Annotated in this window: 15 protein-coding genes and 1 tRNA gene; 11 read left to right on the top strand and 5 right to left on the bottom strand. The window is 49.0% G+C overall.

From position 1 onward, the window contains the following. Positions 1-6 precede the first annotated feature (6 nt). From glmM to pnp, 11 genes are all read left to right on the top strand, one after another. The gene (glmM, locus tag BTA51_RS18790) at positions 7-1,341 is read left to right on the top strand and encodes a phosphoglucosamine mutase (RefSeq protein WP_094710066.1); all 1,335 of its coding nucleotides are present in this window, start codon (positions 7-9) and stop codon (positions 1,339-1,341) included. A 112-nt stretch (positions 1,342-1,453) separates the two neighbouring features. Next, positions 1,454-2,200: a triose-phosphate isomerase gene (gene tpiA, locus BTA51_RS18795; protein ID WP_094710068.1), complete on the top strand. Its 747-nt coding sequence runs from the start codon at positions 1,454-1,456 to the stop codon at positions 2,198-2,200. A gap of 12 nt (positions 2,201-2,212) precedes the next feature. Then, on the top strand, positions 2,213-2,593 hold the full coding sequence (gene secG, locus BTA51_RS18800) for a preprotein translocase subunit SecG (RefSeq protein ID WP_094710070.1): 381 nt from the start codon (positions 2,213-2,215) through the stop codon (positions 2,591-2,593). A gap of 35 nt (positions 2,594-2,628) precedes the next feature. Next, positions 2,629-2,714 (top strand) — tRNA-Leu (locus BTA51_RS18805). A 222-nt stretch (positions 2,715-2,936) separates the two neighbouring features. Further along, on the top strand, positions 2,937-3,389 hold the full coding sequence (rimP, locus tag BTA51_RS18810) for a ribosome maturation factor RimP (RefSeq protein WP_371333203.1): 453 nt from the start codon (positions 2,937-2,939) through the stop codon (positions 3,387-3,389). A gap of 18 nt (positions 3,390-3,407) precedes the next feature. Then, entirely contained in the window at positions 3,408-4,901 is a 1,494-nt protein-coding gene (nusA, locus tag BTA51_RS18815) for a transcription termination factor NusA (RefSeq protein ID WP_094710072.1), read from the top strand. Between the two features lie 24 nt (positions 4,902-4,925). Continuing rightward, on the top strand, positions 4,926-7,532 hold the full coding sequence (gene infB, locus BTA51_RS18820; RefSeq protein ID WP_094710074.1) for a translation initiation factor IF-2: 2,607 nt from the start codon (positions 4,926-4,928) through the stop codon (positions 7,530-7,532). A gap of 60 nt (positions 7,533-7,592) precedes the next feature. Further along, positions 7,593-8,006, top strand: a complete 414-nt coding sequence (gene rbfA / locus BTA51_RS18825) for a 30S ribosome-binding factor RbfA (RefSeq protein ID WP_094710076.1) — start codon at positions 7,593-7,595, stop codon at positions 8,004-8,006. A 56-nt stretch (positions 8,007-8,062) separates the two neighbouring features. Further along, positions 8,063-9,043: a tRNA pseudouridine(55) synthase TruB gene (truB, locus tag BTA51_RS18830; protein ID WP_094710077.1), complete on the top strand. Its 981-nt coding sequence runs from the start codon at positions 8,063-8,065 to the stop codon at positions 9,041-9,043. Positions 9,044-9,132: 89 nt separating this feature from the next. After that, positions 9,133-9,402: a 30S ribosomal protein S15 gene (gene rpsO, locus BTA51_RS18835; protein WP_094710079.1), complete on the top strand. Its 270-nt coding sequence runs from the start codon at positions 9,133-9,135 to the stop codon at positions 9,400-9,402. 280 nt (positions 9,403-9,682) lie between these two features. Further along, on the top strand, positions 9,683-11,791 hold the full coding sequence (pnp, locus tag BTA51_RS18840) for a polyribonucleotide nucleotidyltransferase (protein ID WP_094710081.1): 2,109 nt from the start codon (positions 9,683-9,685) through the stop codon (positions 11,789-11,791). A gap of 2 nt (positions 11,792-11,793) precedes the next feature. Here the strand turns inward: pnp and BTA51_RS18845 are convergent, their stop codons facing one another. From BTA51_RS18845 to livG, 5 genes are all read right to left on the bottom strand, one after another. Next, on the bottom strand, positions 11,794-12,669 hold the full coding sequence (locus tag BTA51_RS18845; RefSeq protein ID WP_094710083.1) for an alpha/beta hydrolase: 876 nt from the start codon (positions 12,667-12,669) through the stop codon (positions 11,794-11,796). After that, on the bottom strand, positions 12,656-14,434 hold the full coding sequence (locus BTA51_RS18850) for a DUF4105 domain-containing protein (protein WP_168188219.1): 1,779 nt from the start codon (positions 14,432-14,434) through the stop codon (positions 12,656-12,658). Before BTA51_RS18850 ends, BTA51_RS18845 begins: the two co-directional genes overlap by 14 nt. 226 nt (positions 14,435-14,660) lie before the next feature. Continuing rightward, positions 14,661-15,134: a DUF3015 domain-containing protein gene (locus BTA51_RS18855; protein WP_094710087.1), complete on the bottom strand. Its 474-nt coding sequence runs from the start codon at positions 15,132-15,134 to the stop codon at positions 14,661-14,663. 233 nt (positions 15,135-15,367) lie between these two features. Continuing rightward, the gene (locus BTA51_RS18860) at positions 15,368-16,069 is read right to left on the bottom strand and encodes an ABC transporter ATP-binding protein (RefSeq protein ID WP_094710089.1); all 702 of its coding nucleotides are present in this window, start codon (positions 16,067-16,069) and stop codon (positions 15,368-15,370) included. Beyond that, entirely contained in the window at positions 16,069-16,824 is a 756-nt protein-coding gene (gene livG / locus BTA51_RS18865; protein WP_094710091.1) for a high-affinity branched-chain amino acid ABC transporter ATP-binding protein LivG, read from the bottom strand. The genes BTA51_RS18860 and livG overlap by 1 nt, the downstream gene beginning before the upstream one ends.

Consider the following 16,824-nt stretch of genomic DNA (forward strand, 5'->3'; position numbering starts at 1 on the left):
TGATAAGTGGGTAAAGAGTTTTTTGGTACAGATGGCATTCGCGGAAAGGTGGGCGAAGGTGTCATAACCCCTGAATTTATGTTGAAGCTTGGATGGGCTGCTGGAAAGGTATTTCGGCAAGAAGGGAAGCGGAATAGAGTGTTAATAGGAAAGGACACACGAATATCTGGATACATGTTTGAGTCTGCACTTGAGTCAGGGCTCGCGGCTGCGGGAGTGGACGTGGCTATGTTGGGACCAATGCCGACGCCGGCTATCGCGTATCTCACCAGAACTTTCAGGGCTTGTGCTGGTATTGTGATTAGTGCATCCCATAATCCTCATTATGACAATGGTGTGAAGTTTTTTTCCGCTCAAGGGGCCAAGCTTCCTGATGAGGTTGAATTGCAGATTGAAGATCATTTGCGTCAGCCTATGCAGGTCTGTGATTCGAGCCTGTTAGGCAAGGCGGCACGCTTTGAGGATGCGAAGGGGCGCTACATAGAGTTCTGTAAGAGTACGGTTCCGTTTAATCTCTCTCTGTCAGGTTTGAAAATAGTTTTGGATTGCGCTGACGGGGCGACTTATCAAGTGGCTCCAAGTGTATTTCGGGAGCTGGGCGCTAAAGTTGAGACCATGGGGGTGAGCCCTGATGGTCTGAATATTAACCATCAGGTGGGCTCAACTCATCCGGAGGCATTGGCTGCCAAGGTGATAGAGTCTGGGGCGGATCTTGGTATTGCCTTTGATGGTGATGGTGACCGTGTGGTCATGGTGGATCATAAAGGTGAGATTGTCGATGGTGATGAGCTTATTTTTGTGATTGCCAGAGACAAGCAATCTACCGGACGATTGCAAGGCGGCGTAGTGGGAACCTTGATGACAAATTTTGGTGCTGAGTTGGCTTTCAATGGTCTGGGTATACCGTTTGTCAGGGCTAAAGTTGGTGACCGCTATGTGATGGAGAAGCTGCAGGAAAATCAGTGGGCGCTTGGAGGTGAGGGTTCGGGGCATATCGTATGTCTTGACTGTACGACTACCGGTGACGGGATTATTTCTGCTCTTCAGGTGTTGGTTGCGATGGTGTGTCAGGGGCGTTCTCTGCATGAATTGAAACAGGGAATGACAAAGTTGCCGCAGCATATGATTAATGTCCGGGTTTCGCAAAAGATCGATATAGAAATTGAGTCGATCCAGGTGGCGGTAAAAGCAGCGGAGCAGCAGTTGGCAGGGAGGGGGCGAGTTCTTTTGAGGCCTTCAGGAACGGAGCCTGTAATACGGGTGATGGCTGAAGGTGAGGATTCAGAATTGGTTGTCGCTGTAACCCAAGAGTTGGCTAGAGCGGTAGAAAAGGCAGTCTAAGAGCCTTCTAAAGCGGTTATATTGCTGCTGATCTTTTTGGTGGCGATTAACTGCTTGTATCTTAGATCCAGTTTCGGTAGTATTTGCGCCTCGCTGCGATCCGGGAGGCAAAATGCGTTCAAAATTGGTGGCTGGAAACTGGAAGTCCAACGGTAGCTTGGTGTCAAACAAGTCTCTGTTGAGTGCTCTGAAAGAGTGTTCCTTTGGGCCGGATGTGAACGTGTTGGTGAGCCCTCCTGCAGTATATCTTGCAGGCGTTGCAAATGATTTGCAGGGTAGTAAGATCGAAGTGGGTGCTCAGAATTGCTCTGCCCATGACAGTGGAGCTTTCACCGGTGAGGTGACTGCTGAAATGCTGAAAGAAGTGGGCGCAAGTTGGGTGGTTCTCGGGCACTCTGAAAGGCGTGCAATATTTGGTGAGAGTGATTCGGATGTCGCCGCCAAAGTAAAAAAGGCATTGAATGCTGATCTCAGGCCGATTGTGTGTGTCGGTGAGACTCTCGAAGAAAGAGAGGCTGGTCGGGCTGAAGATGTATGTGTTTCCCAGTTAGATGGCGCCATGGCAGAAGTAAAGGCTGATGAACGCTGGGTTATAGCCTACGAACCCGTTTGGGCAATCGGAACTGGAAAGACTGCCTCTGCTGAAGATGCGCAGGCAATGCATAAAGTGCTAAGAAATCGCTTGCGGGAAGTTTGTGGCGATGTGGCCGATAGAATTCAAATTCTGTACGGTGGTAGCGTAAAGGCATCAAACGCCAGTGAGTTGTTTCAGCAACAGGATATTGATGGTGCACTGGTTGGCGGTGCATCGTTGAAAGCCGAAGAATTTGCTGCAATTATTGCTGCAGCGGGTAATTAAGGTGGATGTGTAATGGAGTTGATCGAAACTCTGGTTGTAGTGGTTCATGTTATCGTCGCTGCTGGCGTGATAGGTTTGGTGTTGCTGCAGCAAGGTAAAGGGGCTGACATGGGGGCCGCGTTTGGAGCTGGCGCTTCTCAGACTCTATTTGGATCTCAGGGAAGTGGAAACTTTCTGACCAAAATGACATCCCTCTTGGCTATTGTGTTTTTTGTAAGCAGTTTCGCCCTTGCGGTTTTTGCCAAGCAAAAATCTGAAGAAATTGCTCAACAGGATTTTGTTCCGCAAGTGATTGAGAGTGCTCCTGAGCAGGCAGTCCCTGCTTTGGATGATGCGACTCCTCCACCTGCAGAAGAAGCTGCGGCTGACGAAGGGAAGCCGGTCCTCGAATAAGGTGATTGGACGTTAGTCTGGTTACAAATAGATTTGCCGAAGTGGTGAAATTGGTAGACACGCTATCTTGAGGGGGTAGTGGCCTCTGGTCGTGCCGGTTCAAGTCCGGCCTTCGGCACCATCTTTTGAATATGGGCGTAAGTCCGATGCTTTCTTGATCAGGCGTTGACCTGGTTTAAGGGCAGCCTATATAATTTGTCGCGCTGTTCCTGTGGGAAGCATGTTGTAAAAACCCCTTCTATAAGGGGTTTTTTATTAGCTGTTGAAAATAACGGCATTCAGGATGGGCTTAGGGCCCATTTTTTGTTTGAGTTTTCAGCTGGTTAGGCTGATGGAGGTTTTTTTGGCACGACGCGATCAACTTATCGAAATGTTGAGGCCTGTTGTCGAAGGGTTAGGCTATATTTTTTGGGGGATAGAATATCTGGCCCAGGGTCGAAAAAGTGTCCTGCGTGTTTTTATTGATAAAGAAGAGGGCATTACTGTCGAGGACTGTGAAGCGGTCAGTCGGCAGGTGAGTGCCGTTATGGATGTTGAGGACCCAATAGCAGGTGAATACATGCTAGAGGTGTCTTCGCCTGGATGGGACCGTCCCCTGTTTGAAGAGAGTCAGTACCAGGCATATGTCGGATCCGTCATAGAAGTTCGCTTGCAAGTTCCATTTAACGGACGTCGCAAGTTTAAAGGAACACTCACGGCAGTTGAGAATTCTGAGGTTGTAATGCGGGTGGACAATGAAGAGTTCACCTTCCCACTGGAAGTTATCGATAAAGCGAATATTGTGCCGCAGTATTGATGGGGATACGGGGTAAAAATGAGTAAAGAAATATTATTGGTTGTTGAGGCCGTTTCAAACGAAAAAGGCGTTGATAAAGACGTTATTTTTGAAGCTATTGAGCTTGCCTTGGCGACAGCGACCAAAAAGCGCTATGAAGACGAAGAAGCTGATATTCGCGTCGATATCGATCGTAAAACCGGTGAATACAGTGCTTATCGGAGATGGCTTGTTGTTGATAATGATGCCGTTCCTGCGTTGGGAACAGAGCTGACCCTGCAAGAAGCAGAAGAAATCAGTTCAGAGCTGAAGCCGGGCGACATTCATGAAGAAGAAGTCGAAGCGGCTGCTTTTGGTCGTATTGGTGCCCAGGCCGCTAAACAGATTATTGTTCAGAAGGTTCGTGAAGCTGAGCGCAGTAAGATCGTTGACAGTTACCGCGAACGTGTCGGCGAGCTGGTCAATGGCTCAATTAAGAAAGTTACCCGGGACAACATTATTGTTGATCTCGGTAATAACGCAGAAGCGTTGTTACCAAAAGATCAGTTGATCGGGCGTGAGACTTTTCGTGTTGGAGACCGTGTCCGGGCATTGTTGCTTGAGATTCGTATCGATAACCGGGGCCCCCAGTTAATTCTAAGTCGCTCAAATCCGCAAATGTTGATTGAGCTATTCCGTATTGAAGTTCCCGAGATCGCTGAGGAAGTTATCGAGATCAAGGCCGCCGCAAGGGATCCTGGTTCCAGGGCAAAAATTGCGGTTAAAACCAATGACGGTCGAATTGATCCTGTCGGCGCCTGTGTCGGTATGCGTGGCTCAAGGGTTCAGGCAGTTTCCGGTGAACTGGGTAATGAGCGTATCGATATTGTTCTGTGGGACGATAATCCCGCCCAACTGGTAATTAATGCCATGGCTCCCGCAGAAGTCGCCTCTATTATCATTGATGAAGATACTCATACGATGGACGTTGCTGTCTCTGAAGAGAACTTGGCAATGGCTATTGGTCGAGGCGGTCAGAATGTAAAGCTGGCAGCTGAGTTGACCGGGTGGGATATCAACGTGATGACCGAAGAGGAAGCCGGTAAGCAGCAAGAAGAGGAGTATGGGAAGTTCGTAACCAACTTTGTGGATCAGCTGGATGTTGATGAGGAGTTGGCCGAATTTCTGGTTGCGGAAGGTTTTACCTCTCTTGAAGAGGTGGCCTATGTGCCCATGGAAGAGATGCTGGCAATTGAAGGCTTCGATGAAGACCTGGTGACAGAGCTGCGTAAACGGGCGAAGAACGTATTGGTTAACCAGGCACTCGCCAGTGAAGAGCAGCTGGATAAGGCAGAGCCGGCCGACGATCTTCTTAATATGGAAGGCATGGATAAGCACCTGGCATTTGTTCTTGCCAGTAAAGGTATTATCACAATGGAAGATTTGGCAGAACAGGCAGTAGATGACCTCCTGGATATCGAAGGGGTTGATGAAGAGCGGGCCGCTCAATTAATAATGACGGCACGTAAACCCTGGTTCGATGATCAGCAGTAAGATAACGGGAGGCAGGAGACAAGCATGGCAGAAGTGACAGTAGAACAGCTTGCCCAGGACGTAGGGGCTCCCGTAGAGCGTCTGCTTAAGCAGATTGAAGATGCGGGACTAAATCAGCGTAGCGAAAAAGATCTGGTAACCGATGATGAAAAGCAGCGGTTGCTCGCATTTTTGAAAGAGAGCCACGGTGAATCCTCGGCAGAGCCTAAGAAAATTACTCTTAAGCGCAAGACCACTACCACTCTGAAAGCGGGACAGAATCGTTCCGTGAATGTGGAAGTTCGCAAAAAGCGTACATATATCAAGCGAAGTGAAGTTCTTCCAGATGCAGAAGCGGCTAAGGAAGAAGAAGCAGCTCGCGCAGCTGAGGCTGCTGCAAAAGCTGCAGATGAAGAAAAAGTAGAGATGGAAGCTGCGGCTGTAGAAGAAGCGAAAGCAGCAGTCGAAGCGGAAACGGCTGAACCGGTTGCCGAAGAGGTTTCCAAGGAAGCTGAAGAGATAGTTGAAGTGGAAGAAGCCAAGCAGGCTGATGAGACTGAAACTAAGGAAGAATCTGAGCCGGTTTCTGAAGCAGGCGAAACTCCCGCTGCAGAAGGCGAAGACAAAGATGCGTCTGACCTGGATGATAAAGCGGAGAAGAAGAGTAAGCATCGTCGACACAAGGAAGAATCTGAAGGGAAAGAGCTTGATGCAGAAGAAATCAAGCGCCGGGAGAAACATAAGCCCAAGCCGGTACCGCAAAAGCCTAAAGTGAAGGTGGCAGCGGTTGACGAATCACTTGAAGACGAAATTGAGGAGCAGACTCTAGCTGCGCCTAGAAGGGTTCGTCAAAAACGCAAGAAACACAAGGGGCCTGCCGATAATAAATCAGGGCAGCCTATTGTAAGAGAGGTTATTATTCCGGAAACCATTACCGTAACTGAGCTGGCACAAAAAATGTCGGTGAAGGGGGTTGAGGTTGTCAAGAAGCTTATGTCAATGGGCGTCATGGCGACAATCAACCAATCAATAGATCAGGACGTTGCTCAGCTGGTAGCTGAGGAAATGGGACACAAGGTTAAGCTGCTGCAGGAAGATGCGGTGGAGACCGAAGTGTTGGATGCTATTTCATACGAAGGTGAAGTTAGTACCCGAGCGCCCGTAGTAAGTGTTATGGGTCACGTTGACCATGGTAAGACATCACTTCTGGACTATATTCGCCGTGCTAAAGTAGCTGCCGGTGAGTCTGGGGGGATTACTCAGCACATTGGTGCCTACCATGTAGATACTCCCAAAGGCATGATCTCATTCCTGGATACTCCTGGGCACGCGGCGTTTACTGCTATGCGCGCAAGGGGTGCTCAGTGTACAGATATCGTCATTTTGGTAGTTGCAGCAGATGATGGCGTAATGCCTCAGACAGAGGAAGCTGTTCAGCATGCGAAAAGTGCTGGTGTGCCTCTGGTGGTTGCTGTTAACAAAATGGACAAAGAAGAAGCTGATCCCGATAGGGTTAAGAGCGAGCTGGCTGCTTTGGACGTCATTCCTGAAGATTGGGGTGGTGATATCCAGTTTGTTCCAGTATCGGCCCACACGGGGCAGGGTATTGATGAACTGTTGGAAGCTGTGCTTCTCCAGGCTGAAATGCTTGAATTATCGGCGGTTCCTGATGCTCCGGCGAAAGGTGTTGTTATTGAGTCCAGCCTGGATAAAGGGCGTGGTTCTGTAGCAACCGTATTGGTTCAGAATGGGACCCTTAATCAGGGTGATATCGTGCTGGCCGGTGGCTGTTATGGTCGGGTCCGTGCAATGGTCGATGAAAACGGCAGGCAGGTAAAGCTGGCTGGACCATCTATACCAGTCGAGATTTTAGGCTTGAATGGCACCCCGGATGCTGGTGATGAATTCTTTGTCGTCTCAGACGAGAAGAAGGCTCGTGAGGTGGCTGAGTTCCGTGCCAGTAAAGAGCGTCAAACCCGTTTACAGCGTCAACAGACCGCTAACCTGGAAAATCTGTTTGAAAGCATGGGTAAAGGTGAAGTTAAAGAACTTAACCTGGTTGTCAAAACAGATGTTCGTGGTTCATTAGAAGCATTGTCTGCAGCGCTGAATGATCTTGGTAATGAAGAAGTTCAGGTCAAGATCGTTGCCAGTGGTGTGGGTGGTATCACGGAAACTGATGCTAACCTTGCGCTGTCAACCGGTGCGATTGTCATTGGTTTTAACGTTCGTGCCGATGCCTCTGCCCGTAAGATCATCGAGAAGGAAGGTATTGAGCTGCGTTATTACAGTGTTATCTACAACATCATCGATGATGTGAAGAAAGCATTGACCGGTATGCTGGCGCCAGAATATCGCGAAGATATTGTTGGTATCGCAGAGGTTCGCGACACCTTTAAGAGTCCTAAGTTCGGTCAGGTGGCTGGATGTATGGTTACAGAAGGTGTTGTGTATAGAAACAAGCCGATACGGGTGCTGCGCGACAACATTGTTATCTTCGAAGGCGAGCTGGACTCACTTCGTCGATTCAAAGACGATGTTGCCGAAGTTCGGTCTGGTACCGAGTGTGGTATCGGGGTGCGCAACTACGAAGTTAAAGTTGCCGATGTGATCGAAGTGTTTGATCGTGTCCGGGTAGAGCGCACGCTCTAATCGCAACTTTGGCTGCATAGATCTGGGAGCTGGGCTCCCAGATCGTTAAAGGTATTTATAATGGCACGTGAATATAGCCGCTTGGATCGTATTGGCGATCAGATTCAACGAGATCTAGCCCAATTAATTCAGCGCGAACTTAAAGATCCCCGGCTTGGTATGGTGACAATCAATATGGTCAAGGTCAGTAAGGACCTGTCATATGCAGATATTTATGTCACTGTTCTCAGTCTACGTGATGTAGATGATAAGACTGCGATTGATGACTCATTAAAAGTGCTGAAGCAGGCTGCTGGCTTTCTGCGAGCCGAGCTCGGACGGGCTATCAAGTTGCGGGTAATGCCACAGTTACGTTTTCACTATGATCGTACTATTGGTCAGGCTCAGAGGATGGGTGAACTCATCCAGCAGGCAAGAGCCAAAGACGGTCGGTCGCCGGTTGACCATGAGTCTGACGACGATTCCCAGCAGTAAGTCTGCTTTTTCCGCTTTGCGTACGCATAATTGGTAGTAATTTCGGTATTTGATCAATGGCAAAACGTCGCAAAGGTCTTCCACTCCATGGGGTTGTAGTTTTGGACAAACCCCAGGGAGTCACATCAAACGCTGCACTGCAAAAAGTCCGTTGGTGTTTGAATGCTCAAAAGGCGGGTCACACAGGTGCATTAGACCCTTTGGCTACAGGTGTGTTGCCTCTGTGCTTTGGTGAGGCAACCAAGTTTAGCCAGATATTGTTAGAGTCTGACAAAGAGTATGTGACTCGGGCTCGACTGGGGCAAACAACGACAACTTCTGATGCTGAGGGCGAAGTGCTAGAGGAGCGGGATGTGCCTCTGGAGCTTTCCGCTGTTGATCTGGAGCCCATTCTGGAAAGGTTTCGCGGGGAAATAGATCAAACCCCTTCGATGTATTCTGCTCTGAAACATAATGGTGTTCCCTTGTACAAACTGGCCAGGAAAGGTCAGGAAATCGAGCGTAAGGCCCGCAGAGTTCGAATATATGAGCTTGAATTGCTTGAAGTTACACTGCCCTATATTTCCTTGAGGGTTAGATGTAGTAAAGGAACCTACATACGAAACCTGGTAGAGGATATCGGCGAGGTCCTTGGGTGTGGTGCCCATGTGGTCGAATTAAGGCGGACAAGATGTGGTCCCTTCGATTTAAGTCATGCTCAATCTTGGTCACTATTTGAGTCAGGTGAGAGAATATCCGGGACTCAATTGGATGATATCTTCTTGCCAATAGATACTGCCGTGTTGGAATTCCCAAAATTAATCCTGAATCAAATGGATACGGGCTCGCTTATCCGAGGCCAAACGGTTAAAATATCGCCTCCCGAAATCCCGGGTATGGCCGGTGAGGCTGATTCTGTAAAGAATCAAACTCACATTCTTAGGCTTTATCGTGAGACTGATGGTCAGTTTTTGGGGTTGGGAGAATTGAATCCGGCAAACGAGCTGAAGTCTGTTCGTTTGCTGAATACGGATGTCCTCGTACCAAACCAGGTGTAAAGCTCGGTTTTGGTATAGGCTCCACTGGTTGGTCCGGCTGTTAATATGCACGGTCGGTACCGAATTAATGCATATTTGGAGATAGTAATATGGCTTTGTCAGCTGTAGAAAAAGCAGAAATTCTGAAAGAGTTTCAAACCAAAGAAGGCGATACTGGTTCCCCAGAGGTACAGGTAGCTTTGTTGACTCATAACATCAACAAGCTGCAAGGTCACTTTCAGGCGAACAAGCACGACCATCACTCTCGTCGTGGTCTGATTCGCATGGTAAACCAGCGTCGTAAATTGCTCGACTATCTGAAAGGCAAAGATGCTGATCGTTACGTCAACCTGATCCAGAAGTTAGGTCTGCGTCGATAAGACTGTCAGGATATTGCTGAAGATGGCGGGGTGTCGGCATAAGTCGAGACCCCGTTGTTTTATAAGGGGCCTCCGATTTATTCGATGGTTGGATTTGATCTTGATGCGATGGATCGTCAAGTAATCGAATAAATCAAAGGTTACCTTAGAACTTCACAATATCTGCATTGGCAATCCTGGCATTTGTCATAAGTACGAGTACAAGAACCGATGTACGCATCGGATTAAGTCAATAAGATCGATATGTCACGACTCAATGTGACTCTCGTAAGGAGTTCAAGTGAACCCAGTTACTAAAACATTTCAATATGGCAACTCAACCATCACCCTGGAAACCGGTCGCATAGCAAGACAGGCAACAGGTGCTGTGATGGTAACCATGGGCAAGACAGTTGTCCTGGTAACGGCTGTTGCAGAAAAAGAAGCCCAGCCAGGGCGTGATTTCTTCCCGCTTTCTGTTCACTATCAGGAAAAGACCTACGCCGCAGGCCGAATTCCCGGTGGATATTTTAAGCGTGAAGGCCGTCCTTCAGAAAAAGAAACCCTGACTTCGCGGTTGATTGACCGCCCGATTCGTCCGCTTTTCGCTGACGGCTTTATGAACGAAGTACAGATCCTCTGTACCGTTATGTCTGCGGATAAGGATACCGATCCGGATATCGCCGCCATCATTGGTACTGCAGCAGCATTGGAAGTGTCCGGAGTTCCGTTTGGCGGACCTTTGGCAGCTGCCCGTGTAGGCTATACCGATGAGGAAGGTTACCTGCTGAATCCTGGTTTTTCCGCTATGGAGAATTCTCGCCTGGATATGGTGGTTGCAGGTACCGAAGACGCAGTACTGATGGTGGAATCAGAAGCTAAAGAGTTGACCGAAGACCAGATGCTTGGCGCAGTTCTCTTTGCTCATCAGGAAATGCAGTGTGTTATTACTGCAATCAAAGAGTTTGCTCAGGAAGTAGGTGCTCAGAAGTGGGACTGGCAGCCTGAAGCGTCCAACGCAACTCTGGCAGATACCTTGAAAGAGCGTTACTCAGCTGCGATCACTGAAGGCTATGCCATCAGCGAAAAGCTGGTCCGTTACGGTAAGCTGAACGAGGTTCGTCAGCTGGCTGTGGAAGAGCTGGCAGGTGAGGAAGAAGGTCAGTACGATGCTGAAGAAGTGAAGAAGTACTTCAGCAAGCTTGAAAAAAATATTGTTCGCCAGAACGTTATCGAAGGTAAGCCTCGTATTGACGGGCGTGACTCCAAGACTGTGCGTCCTATCAACGTTGAAGTTGGTGTATTGCCTGGTACTCACGGCTCTGCACTATTTACCCGGGGCGAGACTCAGGCGATTGTGACCGCCACGTTGGGAACGATGCGTGATGCGGCGATTATTGATGCTCTTGAAGGTGAGCGCAAAGATCCGTTCCTGTTCCATTACAACTTCCCTCCTTATTCTGTTGGTGAAACCGGCCGTATTGGTGCTACCGGACGTCGGGAAATCGGGCATGGCCGTCTGGCACGTCGTGGTGTGCAGGCGTTGATGCCGAACCAGGAAGAGTTCCCTTACGTTGTGCGTATAGTCTCCGAAATTACCGAATCCAACGGTTCAAGCTCTATGGCAAGTGTGTGCGGCAGCAGCCTGGCGATGATGGATGCGGGTATTCCCTTGAAGGCTCCTGTAGCAGGTATCGCGATGGGGTTGGTGAAGGAAGGCGAGCGTTTTGCGGTGCTGACGGATATCCTCGGTGATGAAGATCACCTGGGTGATATGGACTTTAAAGTAGCCGGTACCAATAAAGGTGTCACTGCTCTGCAGATGGACATCAAAATCAACGGTATTACCGAAGAAATCATGGAGATCGCTCTGAACCAGGCTCTGGACGCGCGTCTTCACATTCTTGGTGAAATGAATAAGGTCATTTCCGTTTCTCGTGAGAGTGTCGCGGACAATGCTCCGAAGATGGTTGCCATGCAGATTGATCCGGACAAGATCCGTGATGTTATTGGTAAAGGCGGCGCTACCATCCGCTCTATCTGTGAAGATACTGGTGCATCCATTGATATTGAAGACAGTGGTGCAATCAAGATCTATGCAGAGACCAAAGTGGCTGCAGATGAAGCGATCTATCGAATCACAGAGATCACAGCAGAAGCGGAAGTCAACAAAGTCTACAAAGGCAAGGTTGAGCGAATCGTCGACTTCGGTGCTTTCGTTAACATTCTTCCTGGCAAGGATGGATTGGTTCATATCTCTCAAATCGCCCAGGAGCGTGTTGAGAATGTGACTGACTATCTGAAGGAAGGACAGGAAGTTATCGTAAAAGTTCTGGATGTGGACGCACGTGGACGCGTGAAGCTCTCCATGAAAGATCTGACCGAAGAAGAGAAAGCGCAGTTCTCCTGAGCTTAATCTCCTTGATTATTCAAAGCCGCGGATTGTCGCGGCTTTTTTGTTTGTGTTTCGGTCAGAAACTCCAATAAAGCCTGCTGATTGGACTTCACCGTGAAGGTATAGGCGTGGGGAGTGTCGGTGATGAGCCTCGATTTCGGTTCGCTGGCAGCCATATAAAGCTGCTGGCCATGGGAAAATGGAATCACCTGGTCCTGTGTGCTGTGAATCAGCAGCTTGGGTAAGCCAGTCAGTTGTTCGAGGCTGTCTATTGGATCTGGTCCGGAAATGACTATCCAGCTTAGAGGGTACTGTAGAGGCCAGGTAAGCCAGGCTTCTGCCAGCTTTTCTCGGGCAATTTTCTGATAACTGGTGAATGTCGCGTCAACTATCAGGCCATTGATTCGGGACGCTACTTCCGGTCTTTGGGCTGCAAATCCGGTAGCCAGAGCGCCACCCAGGCTTTGACCTACCAGATAGATCGGGCCTTTCTCTTTGTCGATTAGCCACTCGTATGCCGCTTGTGCATCCAGCAGTGCCCCGCCTACAGTTGGTGAACCCACTGATTGGCCAAAGCCTCGATAGTCAAATATCAGAAGGTTGTAGCCATACCGGTTGATCCAGGCGAGATTGATGACATGGCTGCTCAGGTTTTGGGCGTTGCCGTGAAAGAACAGGATGGACCCTTTGGGGGCAGTGGTCTTCGCCGGCAGCCACAAAGCATGTATGCGTGTTCCGTCGGCTGTGTCGAGAAACACGGATTGGGATTGTGGATTAAGTTCCTCGGCAGTGGAGTAGTGTTTGTTGTCCGGGTAAAAAAACACGCTGCTGCATCCGGTGAACAGAAATGCAATCAGTAATCCACAGCCAAGTCGAAAGCTAAAAATAGCCATACCAGCCAACTCCGATATCCGTTTCATTATCGTACTTTGAATGTCTGTCTGCTATACGTAGCTGAATGGCATGACGCTCATTAATCGAGAAGCTCAGCTTAGCTTCTGCAAATCGCCTTCTTTCGTCTTCATTGATGGCGTCTACCCGCTGCTCTGCTGACAGTGAAAGGCGGACAAACTCACTTTGGTAATTAAGCTGCAGTAGAGCTCCACCTTCCAGCATTCCGCCACTGGGTAAATGGGAAGAAGGTTCAGCCTGTCCGGTTAATGCCATAGTGGCTAATATCGGCCCGAGTTCATGGGTGGGGCCAACGAACCCGTCAACGTAAGGTGTTAGGGCGGGGTTGTCGCCAGCAATCCAGGAGCGACGGCTGCCTACTCCGGCTTTCCATGACCAGGGAGCAAAGAACCGATCTCTCGGAGTCAGTGAAATAATTTCCACAAACTTAAACTGTTCCAATTGGACTTCATCATTTCCCGTATACCACCGAATTTGAGTATTGAAGAATTGCAGATGGGCCCCTTTTCGGTATCCTGGCAGCGGATCATCCAGGTCGTGATAGGCGGGTCTCCATTCGGCGGCAAGGTAATTCTTTTCTGCAAACCGGCCTCCAAATAGACCGAATCTTAATGTGCTATGACCTTCGTCATCGCGGATTTGAGGAGTAGGGGGGCGTCTGGGTTCCGTTTGCTGGTTAATTTCGCCACGCTTCTTTAGCAGTGCAAAGGAAACAGGCGCTGACACCTCTCTGGGCAGCTTCTCATCGACTGTTCTGTACTGCTGAAGTTCGTAGGCGGTTTCCAGGCTTTCTGCTTGTTCAAGTGGCGATAGTGGTTTCGGCAGCTCGAAATCCAGCTTGAGGAAGCTCTCCACTGCATCCTGCTGCTGTGGCGAAAACTCTGCCAATTGATAACGGATAATGGATGCAGTGGCTGGTCGATAACGAATGTCGCTGACAATATCCTTGTCCACAACAACCCTAACAGTATCCGAGGGAATGGCTCTGAGTGTAGGCAGTGAGTCTGTGAGCTCTATGCCTGGACGTGCGACATCAATAAGCGCAAATAATCGGTAGGCGCAATTTTCATCGAAGAAGTAGTAGTCGAACCGAATATCCTTAACTTCCCAGGTATGGAGCAGCAGGGTTTTTACTTCCTTTGGTGTTAAGTCTAATCGGTACTCCCACAGATCCCTGTTTTCCAGGTCGCTATACAGTTTTAATTTCTGGTAGTAAGGCTCAACGGTGGTGATGCCTGGGTAGCCACCGAATATCCCCCGATAAGCAAACATCAGCTCATTATCATGTTCACTTGCATCAGCAGCGTAGCTGATCGTGCGCGCCAACAGCAGGTTGTCAGCTCCCATGCCAACGGGATCGACTCGCAAGAATGTGTGACCGAACATGGATGAGGGGCTGTTCAGGTATGATGCCGCAAAAACCAGCGTGATATGTTCTGCATTCAGCTGTTTCAACCATTCCTCAAGTTCAGGACATGAAACCTGAGGGAGTTCCTGCTGCGGGGATAGTTGTTCTTTCAACCATTGGTAGCGGGCAGGAAATCGGCAAGCCGGGTTAAGGGTATTGCTATCTCGTTGGTTGATCGCCTCAATGAATGCCTTTAGTTCGCTGCTTGCATCATGGTCTCCTAGAGGAGAGTAAAAAAACTTTTTGTCGTCAGCTTGTGAGCGAACCTCTGTAGAGAATATGTTCTGCCGATAATGTAAAAGGTTATGCCATGCCTTGGAGCTGGCGAGAGATGTCAAAGACCCATCATCTATGGATATTGTAGCGAAGGCTGAAACCGGCAGGATAAGAAGGCAGCAGCATAATATGCATCGAGCAAGAGTAACAACCTGGGTGAGCAAACTTCCGGTTCCTTTTGGTTAGAGATGTTTGGAATTCGGTTGATAGATTTTACAGAAAAAAAAAGAGGCGCATAAAGCGCCTCTTCGATTATAAGTCAGTAAATCTTAGCTAAGGAAACTTCTATTAGCCCAGATACTTGGCCAGAGCTTGGTTTTGCTCCATAACTTTAGCCAGATTGGTGACCACTTCTGAAGAGGTAACTTCATCGCTGGTGTAGATCTGGTCAAAGTTGCTTTGTACGGTCTGCTTGAACAGGTCGCGGTCTGCGCCTTCGATGTTCATCAGAGTCGCCAGGGTTTCAATGTGCTCACCGCTGCCACGGCTCATGTCGCGAGCAACTTTTTCCATGTTTTCGTCAACGAATACTGACGCCATGGAAGTGACAGGCTGGTTGGCGTTACAGCCCAGAGTACCGGTTGTCATACCGAAAGTCTGGTTACCCAATGTACCGTTGGTTGTAGCCGCCAGAACATGAGGTCCTACACCTGACTGACCTTTGAAAATCATAGCGCCCACACCACAACCTGGGCCACCATCGGCAGCAGCGAAACCTGACACAGACACAGCGAGTGCAGCGGCTATCCAATGTTTCTTCATTCTCGTCTCCTTAAGCATTTTTCTCGTGATTGGCATTACAAGGCCGAAAGCTTTTCACCAGTGTCATTCGGCACTGGTAGTCTGTTGGCGGTTCACTGACGTAGTCTCTGGGTTGATTAGAGTGTCATATGAAGCGTCAACAGACCTTAGGACATTGAAGCAATAGATCGGCAAAAGCGCAAGTAAGCCAGATTGACTATATACACGATGACTTGTTCTTTTGCCAGGCTGCCCTAACCTCCAAGGTAAGCTTTTCGCACGTCCTCATTAACCAGTAGATTTGCACCGCTATCTTCCATGACAACCTTACCATTTTCAAGTACATAGCCGCGGTCGGCTAACTTAAGAGCCTGGTTGGCGTTCTGCTCTACCAGGAAGATGGTCATACCTTCTTCCCTGAGTTGGGAGATGTTTTCAAATATCTGGTTGATGATGATCGGAGCCAAACCAAGTGATGGTTCATCCAATAACAACAATTTGGGGTGGCTCATCAGGGCCCGTCCGATTGCCAGCATCTGCTGCTCTCCACCAGACATTGTGCCGCCGCGCTGGTTCTCGCGCTCTTTCAGTCTTGGGAACAGATTAAATACGTAATCCAGAGTTTTATTGAATTCTTCCTTGGGAGTAAAAAATCCCCCCATATGCAGGTTTTCCTTAACGGTTAGTCCGGGGAAAATTCTCCGGCCTTCAGGTACGACTGCAATACCGCTGCGCATAATGTCAGCAGTAGGTTTATGGGTGATATCCTCGCCCCGGAAGGTAATCTTGCCGCTGGAGGCTCGTGGGTCGCCACAAAGCGTCATCAGAAGTGTCGTTTTACCGGCGCCGTTAGCACCGATCAAAGTGACGATTTCGCCTTCATTAACATTCAGGCTGATGCCATGAAGGGCTTCAATCTTACCGTAGTGAGTATGAATATTTTCAAATGACAGCATTATTCTTCTCCCAGGTAAGCCTTGATGACGTCCGGATTGGCTTTGATGTCATCCGGTGATCCCTGTGCCAGCGGGGTGCCCTGGCTGACCACATAGATGCGGTCGGAAATTCCCATTACCAGCCCCATATCGTGTTCGATCAACAGGACGGAAACGTTATAGTCATGTTTCAGGCTGACTATCAGTTCATCCAGATCTCTGGTTTCCTTAGGGTTAAGACCGGCGGCAGGTTCGTCCAGCATCAGCAGACTGGGTTCAGTCACCATGCAGCGTGCAATTTCAAGGCGACGTTGTTGGCCGTAGGCCAAGTTGCCCGCTTCTCTATTGGCAACTGAAAGCAAGTCCACTTTCTTAAGCCAGTAGGCGGCTCGTTCCATGGCCTCGCTTTCTTTCTTGCGGAAAGAGGGGGTCTTGAGTAATCCGGATAACAGATTTGTGTTGACGTGACGGTGTTGTGCTACCAGCAGGTTTTCTATAACCGTCATGCTGTTAAATAAACGCACGTGCTGGAAGGTTCTTACCATGCCCAGCCTGGAAATTTTGAAATCAGGCATGCCTTGAATGGCTTTCCCCTGAAATTTGACTTCACCGGCGGTGGGTTTATAGAAACCGCTGATACAGTTAAATACGGTTGTTTTTCCTGCACCATTTGGTCCGATGACGGAGATAATTTCCCGTTCATTTACATCGAGAGATACGCCATTCACTGCCAGCAGGCCACCAAAGCGCATCGATAGTTCGCGTACACTTAACAT

Source organism: Hahella sp. CCB-MM4 (genome assembly GCF_002260525.1).
GTDB lineage: Bacteria > Pseudomonadota > Gammaproteobacteria > Pseudomonadales > Oleiphilaceae > Hahella.

Bases quoted from the DNA above. Each gene is read 5' to 3' on its own strand.
- BTA51_RS18860 (WP_094710089.1), bottom strand. From the start codon at position 16,069: ATGCTGTCATTTGAAAATATTCATACTCACTACGGTAAGATTGAAGCC.
- truB (WP_094710077.1), top strand. From the start codon at position 8,063: ATGGCAAAACGTCGCAAAGGTCTTCCACTCCATGGGGTTGTAGTTTTG.
- nusA (WP_094710072.1), top strand. From the start codon at position 3,408: ATGAGTAAAGAAATATTATTGGTTGTTGAGGCCGTTTCAAACGAAAAA.
- livG (WP_094710091.1), bottom strand. From the start codon at position 16,824: ATGTTAAGTGTACGCGAACTATCGATGCGCTTTGGTGGCCTGCTGGCA.
- tpiA (WP_094710068.1), top strand. From the start codon at position 1,454: ATGCGTTCAAAATTGGTGGCTGGAAACTGGAAGTCCAACGGTAGCTTG.
- secG (WP_094710070.1), top strand. From the start codon at position 2,213: ATGGAGTTGATCGAAACTCTGGTTGTAGTGGTTCATGTTATCGTCGCT.
- BTA51_RS18855 (WP_094710087.1), bottom strand. From the start codon at position 15,134: ATGAAGAAACATTGGATAGCCGCTGCACTCGCTGTGTCTGTGTCAGGT.
- rpsO (WP_094710079.1), top strand. From the start codon at position 9,133: ATGGCTTTGTCAGCTGTAGAAAAAGCAGAAATTCTGAAAGAGTTTCAA.
- infB (WP_094710074.1), top strand. From the start codon at position 4,926: ATGGCAGAAGTGACAGTAGAACAGCTTGCCCAGGACGTAGGGGCTCCC.
- BTA51_RS18845 (WP_094710083.1), bottom strand. From the start codon at position 12,669: ATGGCTATTTTTAGCTTTCGACTTGGCTGTGGATTACTGATTGCATTT.
- rbfA (WP_094710076.1), top strand. From the start codon at position 7,593: ATGGCACGTGAATATAGCCGCTTGGATCGTATTGGCGATCAGATTCAA.